Source organism: Planococcus sp. ISL-110, from assembly GCF_018613575.1.
Lineage (GTDB): Bacteria > Bacillota > Bacilli > Bacillales_A > Planococcaceae > Planococcus.
Map to the genome: position 1 here is coordinate 20,614 of NZ_JAGGPX010000003.1, position 13,998 is coordinate 34,611.

Sequence of the window (13,998 nt, forward strand, 5' to 3'; positions counted from 1 at the left end):
CCCGAAGAGCTAGGCACTGAAGTCTGGACATCAAAGAAAAGCGGAAGTGCCTGATCAGCTCTGACAGGCATAAGGCAGACCGGCAGAGCGGCGTTCTTTGCCGCACAGTCGGGTTGACTTATGACCCGAAGAGCTAGGCACTGGAGTCTGGACATCAAAGAAAAGCGGAAGTGCCTGATCAGCTCTGACAGGCATAAAGCGATTTCTTCACTCCTTTTCAACTAAAAGCAAAACAAAAAGAGTTGCCAAAAGACTATTCGTCTTTTGGCAACTCTTCTTTTTTCGGTAAAAATTCAGGTGTCCGTTCCAGTTGCTCAAGGAACTTCCTGGATTTTAAGCGAATCCCCGCCTTTTCTTCGTAAATCGTGCGGACGATTTGTTTGAGCAGGGTCTTGGATTCTTTTTTCAAAGTCAAGGAGCCTACCCGTTCAATCGGCACAAAATAGAAAGTGCGGATCAACTTCACCAAAGCCGGGCTTAAGCGGATGATGAAACGGTCGATATGGAAGCAGCGGTGGCAGAGAAAACCCAGTTCCTGAAAAGAAAAGGCGAATTCCCCTTCTGTTGCTCCGCAGTTGGCACATTGATGCAGCGTCGGCGTCAAACCCGCCAATTGAAGCATCTTCCACTCGACAAACAAGGTGATCGCTTCCGGATCATAGCCTTCGTCAATCGCGTGCAGTGCCTGATAAAGCATATCAAAAACGACGGGCTGCGGCTCGTCCTGCTCTGTCAAACGGTCAATCAGTTCAGTCACATAACTGGCATAGGCGGTCGACATGATGTCTTCCCGGATATGCCGTAGCGATTCCAGCGGATCGCCTGCCTGCAACGTGCCCATCCCTCTTCCTTTATAGATCGAAAAGGTGCCATGGGTAAAGACCTGGGTGATCGCCGCCAGCCGGCTGGCTGGCTTTTTGGCACCTCTTGCCATGCAGGTTATTTTCCCCGCTTCTCTCGTAAACAAGGTGACAATCTTATTCGTCTCACCGTATGGCATCGTACGAATGACAATTCCCTCTACTTGACTTTGCATGGGAAGGACTCCTTAGTATTCGTCATCTCTGAAGCCGAAATCACGTAAATGCATCGCTTTATTGCGCCAATCCTTTTGCACTTTGACCCATAGTTCCAAATACACTTTAGATCCAAGCAGGTTTTCGATATCCTGGCGTGCACGTGTACCAATTTGTTTTAGGAGCACACCTTTTTTGCCGATGACGATGCCTTTTTGGGAATCGCGCTCGACCATGATGATTGCCTGGACACGGATCATGTCCTTGTTTTCAGAATCCGGTGCAATCTTTTCAATGACAACAGCAATAGAATGCGGAATTTCTTCGCGTGTCAAATGCAGGGCTTTTTCACGGATCAGCTCGGAAATGATGAACCGCTCCGGGTGGTCTGTGACTTGGTCAGCCGGGTAATATTGCGGGCCTTCTGGCAGGCGTTCGTTAATTTTCGCCAATAAGGTCTCGACATTATTGCCTTCGAGCGCTGAAATCGGAATCGCTTCTGCAAAATCGAATTCTTTGCGGTACGATTCGATGATCTTCGGCAAATTATCAGGATGCACCTGGTCAATCTTATTGATGACCAAAAATACCGGCACATCGATGCCTTTCAGCATGTCAAGAATATAGCGGTCTTCCTTGCCGACACGGTCCACGCCGCTTGCGACAAACAGCAGCACGTCCACTTCACGAAAAGTGTTTTTGGCCACTTTCAACATAAAGTCTCCCAGTTTATGGCGCGGTTCGTTAATGCCTGGCGTATCGATGAAAACCATTTGGCTGTCATTAGTGGTCACGACGCCTTGAACTTTGTTCCGTGTGGTTTGGGGCTTGTCACTCATGATGGCAATCTTTTGGCCCACCACCCGGTTGAGGAATGTCGATTTGCCGACATTCGGGCGTCCGATGATGGAAATAAATCCTGATTTGAATCCGTTATTCTCTGGCTGCATATTTTAAATCCTCCGTTGAAAATGCGCCAGGAAGCAATTCACTGATTGTTGTTTCCTGGACGTCACCTTTTAAGTTTGTTAAGTAAACCGGCATATCCGGCGCGCAGAACTCAGCTAACACTTGTCTGCATGCACCACAGGGCGATACAGGGCCCGGCGTGTCTGCAGATACCGCTAATGCCTTAAAGGTCTTGTCGCCTTCAGATACCGCCTTGAACACTGCTGTGCGCTCTGCACAATTGGTCATAGAATAGCCTGCGTTTTCGATATTGCAGCCTGTGTATACTTTGCCGTCAGCTGTCAGCAAGGCTGCACCGACAGGAAATTTTGAATAAGGCACATATGCATTGCTGCGTGCCGCTATCGCTTGCTCCATCAATTGTTCTTTTTCCATGTTTATCACCTCTGTGAATTTATAGCCATTTAGGTAAAAATATCAGTAATCCAATTATAGCACTTGCCGCGGCAAATACCAAAACTGCACCTGCAGCCATATCCTTGGCCTGTTTAGCCAAGGGATGAAGCTCGGAAGTCACCAAGTCAACGACCCGCTCGATAGCGGAATTGACCATTTCCAATGCAATCATGCCGCCAATCAGCAGAATGACCACCAGCCATTCCATATAAGACAAGCCCGTCAAAAATCCTGTAAGCACCACTACCACAGCTGCCAATAAATGAAAGCGGATGTTCTGTTCACGCTTTATGGCGGTGCTGATGCCCTGGGCTGCAAACTGAAAAGAGCGGAAAAATCTACGCGCCGCCATGTTTATCACGCGTTATACCGAGTGAAATCAGAATTTCCTCTTGACGGGCAAACATTTTCTTTTCTTCTTCTTCTGTCATATGGTCATATCCCAGCAAATGCAGAAAACCGTGAATGGCCAGAAACCCCAGTTCCCGCTCGAACGAATGGCCATAGTCTGCAGCCTGTTCTTTCGTGCGGTCCAGTGAAATGATAATGTCTCCGAGCATACGCGGCTCTGGAGAACCGATGATGGCCGTCTCTCCTTCACCCAGTTCCTCCATAGCAAACGAAATAACATCGGTCGGCTGGTCTTTGCCTCGGTATTCGCGGTTGATGTCACGGATCATTTCATTGGTGACAAAGGTCACCGACACTTCAGATTGTCCTAAGCCCTCTTCTTTCGCTGCGTGCTCCAGTATTTTTTGCACAAAATCAAGTTCCTGCTGGTTCAGGCTTTCTGTTTCGTCCATAAAATCAATAGCTATCATAGCTGCTCCTCCTATCAATTGGGTTCTTTCGGATACTCGATGCGGGAATGGAAGATGCCATTTAAGGTTTCGCACATAACCGCCTTCACCGTCTTCAGCTCTTTCAAGGATATATCACATTCCTCGAATTGCCCATCTTTCAGTTTATCTTCTACTATCGATTCCACTAATTTTTTTATCTTTTCAGATGTTGGCTCTTTCATCGAACGGACCGCTGCCTCAAGGCTGTCTGCGATGCAGATGATGGCATTTTCCTTGGTCTGCGGTTTCGGCCCCTCGTAGCGGAAGGACTCTTCCTCGATGCCGGGATCGTTTTCTTTCGCTTTGTAGTAGAAAAATTTCAAAAGACTAGTACCGTGATGCTGCGCAGCAACATCAACGATTTCCTTAGGCATTTTATACTTTTTGAGCATGTCAGCTCCTTGTACGCCATGCGCCAAGATGATATCCCGGCTTTTTTCCGGTGGCAGGCGGTCGTGCGGATTCTCGATATTCACTTGGTTTTCAATGAAAAACTGCGGCTTTTTGGTTTTGCCGATATCATGGTAATAGCAGCCGACTCTCGCCAGCAGGCCATTGGCTCCGATCGCCTCACAGGAAGCGTCCGCCAAATTGGCGACCATCAAGCTATGGTGATAGGTGCCTGGCGTTTCCATCAGAATCTTTTTCAACAGCGGATGGTTCGGATTGGACAGCTCAATCAAACGCATCGTCGACAACATGCCGAAAAGGGATTCGAAAAACGGCAGCAAGCCGATTGCCAATGCGCCGGACAACAGACCCGAAACAAGTGCAGCTGTAAAATAAAAGCCGATTTCCGACCAGCTGTATTGTGTCTGGCCGATCAATAGATAAAAAGCGACAAACAGCAGATTGACTCCAGCCACTGCCAAACTGATTTGCATCAGCCGGCGATGGCCGCCATCCCGGTCGATCAAATAAATCGCCGCTAATCCTCCCAAAAGGATATAGAGGGCGACATCCACCTGCAGGGAAGCAGAATATCCACTTTGCAGCATGATGCCAGCTGCCGCACTAATAAGGATGGTCACATAGACAGCTGCCCGTTCATTGACCAGCAGCCGGACCAGCATGCCCGCCAGTGCAGTAGGAAAAATAAAGGCGATCACCAATTCAAAATTTCCGCTAACGGCATATAACAACTTCATAAGCGCCAATGAAATGGTGAGGACCACGATCATAACCAGTAATTCAGTGATTTTGCTCTGGTCATCTTTCTGTGAACGTGACACCACAGCCACCATGAGGCCCATAGCGATCACTACAAAAATCAGCAATCCCAGCAACGGCTTGTAATTCCGCTGTTCTTCTGTCATTCCAGCCAGTTCGAGCTGACGGTAGACTTCCCTGTCCACTACCTGGCCTTCCTGTACAAGCACCTGGCCTTGCAAGATACGCGTCGGCTCTACACTGTTGCGAACCTGCTCCACCTGCCCGGCGGTCAACTCTTCGTTGACCAGCTCGTTCGGAATAATTCCAAACCTCCCAATCGTCACTGCCGCCAGGACAATATTATCTGGAATTTGTTCGCTTCGGCGGATATCTTGTTCAATTTCAGTCCGGATCCGTGCAACTCCCTCTACCCGTATCGGCTCATTTAAATAAGACTGCAGCAAACTGTCCAATTCTTCCTGGACATCCAGCAGACTGCTGTTTGAGAGCGACAATAAAGCGTCCAGCATTTCGTCCGTCAAGCGCAGGCCATTTTCACTGGTCTCCATCAGCCGCAGATCTTCCTGCAGTTGGGCCATCATCGCTTCGGAAGAACTTTCCGCATCTTCATCTTCCGGTACGGCTTTTGCCTCCACAAGGTAGCCGAAAAGGGATTTGATCACCGCTGATTGATTGGCAGCAATTTCATCAACAAACTGATAGCTCGGTGCCACTTCTTCGGCAAGCCTTTGCCTTTCCAACTCGGTTTTGATTGGATCTTCCACTGTTTTTTCAGAGCGAATCGTTTCTGATGACAACTGAAAAAGGTTGATGTCGTAAGTATTTCCACGGACAGAGTCCATTAAAAAAGCATATAGAATCAGGCCGGTCATTAAAATGCCCGCCATCATCATTTTACGATAGCCCAATTTCCCGAAAATCTTTTGTGCTTTTTGACGCATGCCCGTACACCCCGCATTTCTTACTTCCATCATAACAACTAAAGAAATGGATTTCACGGTGTATTTCTAAAATTTTGAAATTATACCCAAATTTCGGTGTGACAACAGATAAGTTGAATAGGCATACAAGCTTATTTACGCAAAAAAAGTGCAGGAATATGGATTCCCGCACCTTTTTTATAAAACTGTTAAGTAGGCTGGTTTTCGTACGCTTCGATAATTTTCGCCACCAGCGGATGCCGGACCACATCGCCGCTTTCAAGATACTGGAAATGGATGTTTCGCACACCTTTCAAAATCGTTTCAGCAGCAATTAAACCGGATTCAGCTCCGCGCGGCAGATCGATCTGTGTTTTGTCGCCAGTAATGATCATTTTCGAACCAAAACCGAGACGTGTCAGGAACATTTTCATCTGTGCCTTCGTGGTATTCTGCGCTTCATCAAGAATGACAAATGCTTCATCCAATGTGCGGCCTCTCATATAGGCGAGGGGGGCAATTTCAATGGTGCCGCGTTCGATAAACCGGTTGGTTTGCTCCAATCCCAGCACATCATGCAGCGAATCATAGAGCGGGCGGAGGTAAGGATCCACTTTTTCCTTCAAGTCGCCGGGCAGGAAGCCGAGGCTTTCTCCTGCCTCCACAGCGGGCCGCGTCAAAATGATTTTCTTTACTTGACCATTTTTAAGCGCCTGGACGGCCATCACCACTGCCAGGTAAGTTTTGCCCGTTCCAGCAGGACCAATCCCGAAAACCAGATCTTTGCTGCGGACAGCATGGATGTAATGGCGCTGGCCAATGGTCTTCGCACGAATCGATTTGCCGTTGGCATTGCGGGCAATTTCTTCATCGTAAAGTTCTGCGAAATATTCAATCGTGCCATTTTTGGCCATTTCAATGGCAGAAACAATATCCCGCTGATCGATATTGATATTTTTGCGGATGACCCGCAGCAATTGTTCTATTAATAATTTCCCCGTCTGTTTGCCTTCTTCGGAACCTGATAGCTTGATGACTTCTCCGCGGGTGATAATTTGAATATCGAAAGCTTCTTCGATCAATGTTAAATGGTTGTCTGATATCCCGAGCAGCTGAACCGCTTCATTTGGGTCTTTCACATGTAATTCTAGTAAATTATTTTCTGTCATGTGGACGCTCCTTGGAATCGAGTATTTACTGCTATTTTCACTCTATCACTAAAGATAATCACTTGTAAAATATTTACCTTATTTAAGTCAGAGCCCAGAATTCCCCTTTCATAAATTGCTTTATTTGAAAACAGCATACAGGGTCAGCATATAAACACCACCCTCATTAAAGTTTACATAATACTATTATATAAAATAAAAAACCGACCAATTTTCACCGGCCGGCTGCTGCTATCTCTTGGACTTTGGCGGCATCAAAATCTCCGCCATGATGATTCCTCTTCTGACGTCCTCGCTGCTCAAAGGCAGGAGTTCATCGGTGTCTTTTTCCACTTGCGGGGCGGACGAACGACCTTGCAAAGACCTTCCTTCGGTTTCCTTAATGCGGTCGTGTATCTCGTTCCGTGATTCCCTTGGCGTAACACGGCGCTGTACTTCCTGGCGCGCTTCCCGGAGCGGTTTCCGATTGACAGCTTCTTCAATTTTTCTTTCGGCTTTTTCTGCAAGTTCAGGCCGTTGAGTTTTCTGATTCTGCAGTTCCCCATAAATTTCTTTCGCATAATCTTCTACTCGTTTGAACGTTCTTTGTCCGGAATGCCTGTCTGTACCAGTAGTTGGCCTTGTCGAGACAGGTGTAGCCGGAGCATCATTGGCTGAATCTTTTTTGCTTTTATTGAAAAAAGCGCCTACCGCCATGATCACCAGTCCAAATATGAGAGCTTCCATACGACAAACCTCCCTTATGGCTACCGCCGATTATTTATCGCCGGATTTGTCCATTCCTGTTTTCGAGATGGACTCTCGCATACCTGTATCAGCTTGGATATTTTTGTAATTGACATAATCCATGACACCAATATTACCAGTACGGAGTGCTTCAGACATTGCCAATGGCACTTCCGCTTCCGCTTCGACAACTTTCGCTCTCATTTCCACAACTTTTGCTTTCATTTCCTGTTCGCTTGCTACAGCCATTGCGCGGCGTTCTTCGGCTTTAGCCTGGGCAATTTTCTTATCTGCTTCCGCTTGTTCCGTCTGCAATTCTGCACCGATGTTTTTGCCGATATCAACGTCTGCGATATCAATCGATAGGATTTCGAAAGCTGTACCTGAATCCAGTCCTTTAGACAGGACTGTTTGAGAAATCAGGTCCGGATTTTCAAGAACCTTTTTGTGGCTTGTGCTTGAACCAAGTGTCGAGACGATACCTTCACCAACACGGGCAACGATCGTTTCTTCACCTGCACCACCGACTAAACGGTCGATGTTTGCACGAACAGTGATTCTCGCTTTTGCTTTTACTTCAATTCCGTCCATCGCAACACCTGCGATAAATGGCGTTTCGATCACTTTCGGGTTTACCGACATTTGAACAGCTTCCAATACGTCACGACCTGCCAGGTCGATGGCTGCTGCACGTTCAAACGGCAATTCGATATTAGCACGGTGTGCCGCAATCAATGCATTGACGACACGGTCAACGTTACCGCCGGCCAAGTAATGGCTTTCCAACTGGTTGATGGTTACTGACAACCCAGCTTTTGATGCTTTGATCAATGGATTTACGATCCGTGATGGAATAACCCGGCGTAATCTCATACCGATCAGTGTAAAGATGCTGATTTTCACTCCAGCGGCCAATGCTGAAATCCATAATGTAATTGGCACGAATGTGAAGAAAATCGCCAAAACGATGATGATACCTATTATTGCTGCACCTAAACCAATTGTTTCAAGTCCCATTCCTCTATTCCTCCTCTTGTTTTTCAAGTTCCCGAACAACGATACGTGAACCTTCTACCTTGATTATCTTAACATCTTTTCCGCTGTCGATGAACCTGCCTTCAGATACAGCGTCTATACGTTCATCGTCCAACCTGATAGTGCCGGACGGACGAAGCGCCGTCACTGTATAAGCAATTTTGCCGACAAGCTCTGGGCGATTTGTAGTCGACACATAACCATGTTCCGTGTCGGTGGCATCAGTCAAGATAATCCGTTTGAACAAATCCAGCCGTTTACCAAAAAATTTCACTACAATCACCATCCCTACTGTTGCTGCAATCATTGCAATAAGTACTGCTATGGCGGTGGACTTAAGGTCTCCTCCCGCCAATAATATGCTGCCGAGAATGGCAGCAATCCCCAGGAAGCCGGCAACACCTCCAGGTATGATGAATTCTGCCACCAAAAGCCCGAATCCGATGACCAATAGAATAATGGACTCATAACCAGCCAAGCCTGCTACCAGATGTCCATAAAAAAACAGCATCAGAAAAGTCAGGCCGAACATTCCGGGGATCCCGACTCCTGGCGTAAACAGCTCAAGAAGCAATCCAAGACCTGCAAATGACAAGAGGATGGGCACCACAATCGGGTTGGTCAGAAAACGGGCAAGGCTTTCTGAAAAAGTTTCATCGATCGTCACAATAGTGGCATTTTCAAAGCCTTTCAAAACGAGCAACTCATCGAGAGTGGATACAGTTCCTTCTGAGTAACCCACCTGCTCAGCTTCTAGTGCACCCAAGGTCAATAATTCTCCTTCAGCCACTCCCAGTTCAGGTAGGCTGGCCGAGGCATCTGCCATCGCCAATGCATACTTCGGATCACGTTCCACTGTCTGAGCTGCACTTCTCATGGAGGCTAGCCAGGCACTGTTCGCTTTGTCGGCAGCTGCGTTTCCAGCCTGATCAATCACCTGTGCGGCTCCCATGCGGCCATTGGGATGCATATATATCTCATCATTGTGCAAAGCCAGAAAAGCTCCGGCAGAAAGCGCATCCTGATTGATAAAGGCCAGTGTTTCCATTGACGTTTTGTCGAGCAGACGGGCTATGCCATCTGCCGCATTTACAAATCCACCAGGTGTATCAATTTCAAAAATAATGGCTTCGGCTCCAGCATCTTCCGCTTCTTCAATGCCCCGTTCAATAAAAGCCTGCAGTCCTCTTTCAACTTCATCTTCGATGGGTATGACATACACTGTCGAAGTGTCAGCCTGGATAGCCGGGAGCATGAGCAGAAACGATAACAGTAAAAGTCCAAAACCCAGATAGACTTTGACTCTGCTCAATGGGATCTCTCCTTTCACATTACAGATTTACTGTTTGTATATATACGGATGACCAGAAATTAAGTTTCATTTTTCTGGGCTGAACATATAGAAAGAAAATATTCGCTGTCGATATCCAAATGGGTGCCGGGTCTGTTGCGCACAAGCACTTGACAGTTAGAACCTGAAACCTCATACCAGCTCAGCAGGTTAGATCCAATGCGCCTCGTAGCAAAGTCGGTTTGCGGAATGTCCACAAACCAAACTGATACAATTATGCGCCCGACGTATCTATTTTTATTATAAAGGAAAGCTTCCCCAATAACGAAAGAATGCGCTTACAAATGTTGCAAATGTGACAAATAGAAAAACCGCCACACGTTGATCGCGTTGGCGGTTTAGGCTGGTCGTTCATATTTTTTAAAAGTCATTATACTCGTTAAAGTCAATTAAAATTTACGTTTACGGGCAGCTTCTGATTTTAGTTTACGTTTCACGCTCGGCTTATCATAGTACTCGCGCTTTCTAACCTCTTGCATTGTTCCAGATTTAGAAACAGTGCGTTTGAAGCGGCGAAGAGCATCTTCAATCGATTCGTTTTTACGAACAGTAGTTTTTGACATCTCTTTTTCCCTCCCTCCGAACACACGTTGAAGCGAAGAACAACAAGTGTTATATACTCTAAAATTATATCGTATTCTCAAAGAAAGGTCAATAGTTAATAATCGGAATCCGAAGTTAAGCCCTGCATGATCTTCACACCAGAGCTAGCGCCGATGCGCGTAGCTCCAGCTTCGATCATCGCTTCAACATCTTCCAGGCTGCGGACCCCGCCGGAAGCTTTGACACCCAAATCAGCTCCAACTGTCTCGCGCATCAATTTCACATCTTCAATAGTTGCTCCACCGGTAGAAAAGCCGGTGGAAGTTTTGACAAAGTCAGCTCCTGCTTCTTTGGCCAGACGTGAAGCAGTGACTTTTTCTTCATCCGTCAGCAGGCAGGTTTCAAGAATCACTTTCACGATGGCTTTGCCTTTTGCTGCGTTGACGACCGCTTCGATGTCCTTTTTCACGTGGTCGGTATTGCCGCTTTTCAATGCGCCGATGTTCAGGACCATGTCAATTTCACCGGCGCCTTTTGAAAGAGCGTCCGTTGTTTCAAAAGCTTTTGTCTCAGAAGTAGAAGCGCCAAGCGGAAATCCGATAACTGTGCATACTTTCACATCACTGCCCGTTAGCTCCGCCGCTGCTGTTTCCACCCAAGTTGGATTGACGCAAACAGATGCGAATTTAAACTCAGCTGCTTCTTTACACAGTTGAACTACTTGGCTTTCTGTCGACTCAGGTTTTAATAAAGTATGGTCAATAAAGGATGCAATGTTTGTCATGAATAAAATCTCCATTCTTTTAAAAAGTCATTTTGTTTATCAAGCCATTTCCCCCAACCGGGAAACATTGCTGCCGTTCAGTGCCCTGCATTTTTGAGGATGTCCGGAAGCAGCACAAGGCTTTATTCGAATTCGCAGGAAATGGCAGCCAGTGCATACAAAGGTGCTGTTTCTGTCCGCAAAATCCGCGGGCCAAGAGAAGTAAAGGTGGCGCCGGCGCTTTTTAGTGCCGCCACTTCCCTTTCAGAAATACCGCCTTCCGGACCAAAAACGATAAGAGCTGAATCTTTATCATACAATGATTTCAAAATTTCGGCAAACCGCGTCCTATCGCCTTGCCGTGCCTCTTCTTCATAGGCCACGATCACCACACCATAAGATTCGGCTTTGCTCAGTAACTGCTTGAAGCTGTGGAGGTTGTGGATTTCAGGGACATGCGTCCTATGCGACTGCTCCGCAGCTTCCTTGGCGATTTTTTGAAGGCGTCCAATCTTTTTTTCACTTTTGGAATTGTCCCATTTGACGATGGACCGTTCTGCCGTAAATGGCAGCAACGCGTACATCCCCAATTCTGTCGCTTTTTGGGTGATCAAATCAAGCTTGTCGCCTTTCGGGAGTCCGCAGGCGATGGTCACTTTTTTCGGCGATTCCACCTGCGTCTCCAATACTTCACCAAGTTCAACTTCCACATCAAAGTCAGCTGACCGGATCTTCGCAAGATAGGCCTCGCCTTCCATGACTGCGATCAAGTAGTCGCCGGGTGTTTGGCGCATAACTTTGGCGATGTGCTTTGCATCATCGCCGGTTATCGCCACTATTCGATTTTCAGGAATTTTGCCTTCTATAAAATATCGCTGCATGGTGGCACCCCGTTATTCAGGTTTTTTTGAAACGATGGTAACCCAGTCTTCCATCATCATGACGTCTTCAATGACAAAACCGGAAGTCTCAAGCGCGGCTTTGACATCATTCTTTTTCGCCGCGATGATGCCTGAAGTGATATAGCGGCCACCCGGTTTAACGATATTGAACGCGTCATCGGTAAATGACATGATGACTTCGGCGAGAATATTGGCGACCACCACGTCACCCGGCTTGTCTATCTTATCTACCAGATTGCCTTCTTCCACCGTGACAATATTCTGGACATTATTCAACTTCACATTAACGTTCGCTGCTGTTACAGCAATATCATCCAAATCAAGTGCATAGACTTCTTTGGCGGACAATAACGCCGCTCCAATGGCCAGCACGCCGGACCCTGTCCCAATATCGATGACCCGGTCACCGGGGCGGATCGTCTTTTCCAAAGCCTGGAGGCTCATGACAGTGGTTGGATGGGTTCCTGTTCCGAATGCCATCCCTGGATCCAATTCAATGATCAATTCATCGCTTGAGACCGGATTGTAGGTTTCCCATGTCGGAACAATCGTGAAGCGTTCAGAAATTTTTACGGGATGGTAGTATTTCTTCCATGATGTCGCCCAGTCTTCTTCGTTCACTTCACTGATGGTCACTTCGTTTTTGCCCAGATTGATGCCAAACGAGACCAGATTATTGATGGCCAATTTAATAGCATCGACCGTCTCTCCCAGAAAGCTGTTGACTGGCAAATAGGCTTTCAAGATAACCCCATCCACCGGAAAATCATCCGGATCAAGCGAATAGATTTCACCGAAACGATATTCTCTTTCTTTCGTCAAGTCTTCCGAATCCTCAATGACAACCCCGCTGGCTCCCGCCTCGTGCATAATATTGGAAACTGCTTCAATCGCTTCGTTTGTCGTATGAATCGACAGTTCTAACCATTTCAATTCCGCCCAGCTCCTTTTTCGTCTTTACAGTCAGTAAGACTCCTGCTTTTCGCAAGAGTCTTCTGTTTGTAAAAATTGGATTGCCTTAATTGGCAACGAACCAATAATGCCCTATTTTTTCCAGCTTTTATTATTCACCTTTGATAGTGCGTTTGATTTTTTCAAAAAGAGAACTGCTGTGTTCTTCTGGAATATCTCCGCTGATTTCAGCAAACTCACGCAATAGCTGTTTTTGTTTCTCGCTGAGTTTTGTCTGTGTTTTTATGCGGACAATGACATGCTGGTCGCCAGTGCCATAACCATGGACGTTTTGAACACCTTTGCCTTTCAGGCGGAAACGTGCTCCACTTTGCGTGCCGGCTGGAATTTTCAATTTCACTTTTCCAGAAATCGTCGGCACTTCAATTTCGTCACCCAATGCAGCCTGCGGATAGGTAACGGAGATATCCAAATAGATATCGTCGCCTTCCCGCTGGAACTGTTTATGCGGTCTTACGCGGAATACCACGTACAGATCCCCGTTCGGCCCTCCATTGGCGCCTGGTGCACCTTGGCCCGTGACACGCAATTGCTGGCCATCATCGACACCGGCTGGAATCGTGACTTTGATTTTTTTGACTTTGCGGACTTTTCCTTCGCCGCGGCAAGTCGTGCATTTCTCTTCGATAATCTGACCGGTGCCTTCACAATGCTGGCAGGCACGGCGATTGACCATTCGGCCGAAAGGCGTGTCCTGTGTCACATTCATCTGCCCAGAGCCTCCGCAATATGGACATGTTTTTTTCTTTGTTCCAGGCTTAGCACCCGAACCGTCACAAGTACCGCATGTTTCATCTTTTGGAATTTCAACTTCTGTTTCCTTGCCGAACACGGCATCCATGAAATCGATGGTCATGGAATACTGCAGATCATCGCCTTTGCGTGGAGCATTCGGGTCGCGGCGTCTCGTACCGCCGCCAAAGAACGTGCTGAAGATGTCGTCGAAACCGAAGCCATCCCCTCCGCCTCCAAAGCCTTGATTTGGATCCTGATGGCCAAACTGATCATATTGCTCACGTTTCTGCTCGTCACTTAATACTTCATAGGCATCTTTTACTTCCTGGAATTTCTCGGTAGCATCGGCCTCTTTATTGATATCCGGATGGAACTTTTTTGACAAGGTCCGGTAAGCTTTTTTTATTTCTTCTTTAGAAGCAGACTTGGATACGCCTAATACTTCATAATAATCTCGCTTATTCATAAGTCACTCTCCCTCTAGCA

General features: G+C 47.0%; 15 protein-coding genes. All 15 read right to left on the reverse strand.

Annotated elements, in window-relative coordinates:
• Window positions 1-253: 253 nt before the first annotated feature.
• Window positions 254-1,036 (reverse strand): DNA repair protein RecO, encoded by a 783-nt coding sequence (gene recO, locus J7I83_RS00550; protein WP_215098739.1) that lies wholly within the window; start codon window positions 1,034-1,036, stop codon window positions 254-256.
• A 12-nt stretch (window positions 1,037-1,048) separates the two neighbouring features.
• A complete protein-coding gene (era, locus tag J7I83_RS00555) occupies window positions 1,049-1,966 on the reverse strand; it encodes a GTPase Era (RefSeq protein WP_215098740.1) in 918 nt (305 codons plus the stop codon).
• Window positions 1,950-2,360, reverse strand: a complete 411-nt coding sequence (locus J7I83_RS00560) for a cytidine deaminase (protein WP_215098741.1) — start codon at window positions 2,358-2,360, stop codon at window positions 1,950-1,952. The genes era and J7I83_RS00560 overlap by 17 nt, the downstream gene beginning before the upstream one ends.
• 19 nt (window positions 2,361-2,379) lie before the next feature.
• The gene (locus J7I83_RS00565; RefSeq protein ID WP_215098742.1) at window positions 2,380-2,733 is read right to left on the reverse strand and encodes a diacylglycerol kinase family protein; all 354 of its coding nucleotides are present in this window, start codon (window positions 2,731-2,733) and stop codon (window positions 2,380-2,382) included.
• The gene (gene ybeY, locus J7I83_RS00570) at window positions 2,720-3,202 is read right to left on the reverse strand and encodes an rRNA maturation RNase YbeY (protein ID WP_215098743.1); all 483 of its coding nucleotides are present in this window, start codon (window positions 3,200-3,202) and stop codon (window positions 2,720-2,722) included. The genes J7I83_RS00565 and ybeY overlap by 14 nt, the downstream gene beginning before the upstream one ends.
• A 14-nt stretch (window positions 3,203-3,216) precedes the next feature.
• A complete protein-coding gene (locus J7I83_RS00575; RefSeq protein ID WP_215098744.1) occupies window positions 3,217-5,337 on the reverse strand; it encodes an HD family phosphohydrolase in 2,121 nt (706 codons plus the stop codon).
• 188 nt (window positions 5,338-5,525) lie between these two features.
• Complete coding sequence (locus J7I83_RS00580) at window positions 5,526-6,485, reverse strand: PhoH family protein (protein WP_215098745.1); 960 nt, start codon at window positions 6,483-6,485, stop codon at window positions 5,526-5,528.
• Between the two features lie 231 nt (window positions 6,486-6,716).
• Complete coding sequence (locus J7I83_RS00585; protein ID WP_215098746.1) at window positions 6,717-7,211, reverse strand: hypothetical protein; 495 nt, start codon at window positions 7,209-7,211, stop codon at window positions 6,717-6,719.
• A gap of 30 nt (window positions 7,212-7,241) precedes the next feature.
• Window positions 7,242-8,228 (reverse strand): flotillin-like protein FloA, encoded by a 987-nt coding sequence (gene floA, locus J7I83_RS00590; protein WP_215098747.1) that lies wholly within the window; start codon window positions 8,226-8,228, stop codon window positions 7,242-7,244.
• A gap of 4 nt (window positions 8,229-8,232) precedes the next feature.
• Window positions 8,233-9,558, reverse strand: coding sequence for an NfeD family protein (locus J7I83_RS00595; RefSeq protein WP_215098748.1), 1,326 nt, complete (start codon window positions 9,556-9,558; stop codon window positions 8,233-8,235).
• Window positions 9,559-9,986: 428 nt separating this feature from the next.
• Window positions 9,987-10,160, reverse strand: a complete 174-nt coding sequence (gene rpsU, locus J7I83_RS00600) for a 30S ribosomal protein S21 (RefSeq protein ID WP_006828698.1) — start codon at window positions 10,158-10,160, stop codon at window positions 9,987-9,989.
• Between the two features lie 95 nt (window positions 10,161-10,255).
• Entirely contained in the window at window positions 10,256-10,924 is a 669-nt protein-coding gene (gene deoC, locus J7I83_RS00605) for a deoxyribose-phosphate aldolase (RefSeq protein ID WP_215098749.1), read from the reverse strand.
• Between the two features lie 122 nt (window positions 10,925-11,046).
• On the reverse strand, window positions 11,047-11,784 hold the full coding sequence (locus J7I83_RS00610) for a 16S rRNA (uracil(1498)-N(3))-methyltransferase (RefSeq protein ID WP_215098750.1): 738 nt from the start codon (window positions 11,782-11,784) through the stop codon (window positions 11,047-11,049).
• A gap of 12 nt (window positions 11,785-11,796) precedes the next feature.
• Window positions 11,797-12,738 carry a 50S ribosomal protein L11 methyltransferase gene (gene prmA / locus J7I83_RS00615; protein WP_215098751.1) on the reverse strand — a complete coding sequence of 314 codons (942 nt, stop codon included), beginning with the start codon at window positions 12,736-12,738 and terminating at the stop codon, window positions 11,797-11,799.
• Between the two features lie 130 nt (window positions 12,739-12,868).
• Window positions 12,869-13,978, reverse strand: a complete 1,110-nt coding sequence (gene dnaJ / locus J7I83_RS00620; RefSeq protein WP_215098752.1) for a molecular chaperone DnaJ — start codon at window positions 13,976-13,978, stop codon at window positions 12,869-12,871.
• Window positions 13,979-13,998: the final 20 nt, after the last annotated feature.

Excerpts from the sequence above, each read along its gene's own strand:
- J7I83_RS00580 (WP_215098745.1), bottom strand. The coding sequence starts at position 6,485 with ATGACAGAAAATAATTTACTAGAATTACATGTGAAAGACCCAAATGAA.
- J7I83_RS00585 (WP_215098746.1), bottom strand. The coding sequence starts at position 7,211 with ATGGAAGCTCTCATATTTGGACTGGTGATCATGGCGGTAGGCGCTTTT.
- rpsU (WP_006828698.1), bottom strand. The coding sequence starts at position 10,160 with ATGTCAAAAACTACTGTTCGTAAAAACGAATCGATTGAAGATGCTCTT.
- era (WP_215098740.1), bottom strand. The coding sequence starts at position 1,966 with ATGCAGCCAGAGAATAACGGATTCAAATCAGGATTTATTTCCATCATC.
- J7I83_RS00610 (WP_215098750.1), bottom strand. The coding sequence starts at position 11,784 with ATGCAGCGATATTTTATAGAAGGCAAAATTCCTGAAAATCGAATAGTG.
- floA (WP_215098747.1), bottom strand. The coding sequence starts at position 8,228 with ATGGGACTTGAAACAATTGGTTTAGGTGCAGCAATAATAGGTATCATC.
- J7I83_RS00560 (WP_215098741.1), bottom strand. The coding sequence starts at position 2,360 with ATGGAAAAAGAACAATTGATGGAGCAAGCGATAGCGGCACGCAGCAAT.
- deoC (WP_215098749.1), bottom strand. The coding sequence starts at position 10,924 with ATGACAAACATTGCATCCTTTATTGACCATACTTTATTAAAACCTGAG.
- ybeY (WP_215098743.1), bottom strand. The coding sequence starts at position 3,202 with ATGATAGCTATTGATTTTATGGACGAAACAGAAAGCCTGAACCAGCAG.
- dnaJ (WP_215098752.1), bottom strand. The coding sequence starts at position 13,978 with ATGAATAAGCGAGATTATTATGAAGTATTAGGCGTATCCAAGTCTGCT.
- J7I83_RS00565 (WP_215098742.1), bottom strand. The coding sequence starts at position 2,733 with ATGGCGGCGCGTAGATTTTTCCGCTCTTTTCAGTTTGCAGCCCAGGGC.
- J7I83_RS00575 (WP_215098744.1), bottom strand. The coding sequence starts at position 5,337 with ATGCGTCAAAAAGCACAAAAGATTTTCGGGAAATTGGGCTATCGTAAA.
- recO (WP_215098739.1), bottom strand. The coding sequence starts at position 1,036 with ATGCAAAGTCAAGTAGAGGGAATTGTCATTCGTACGATGCCATACGGT.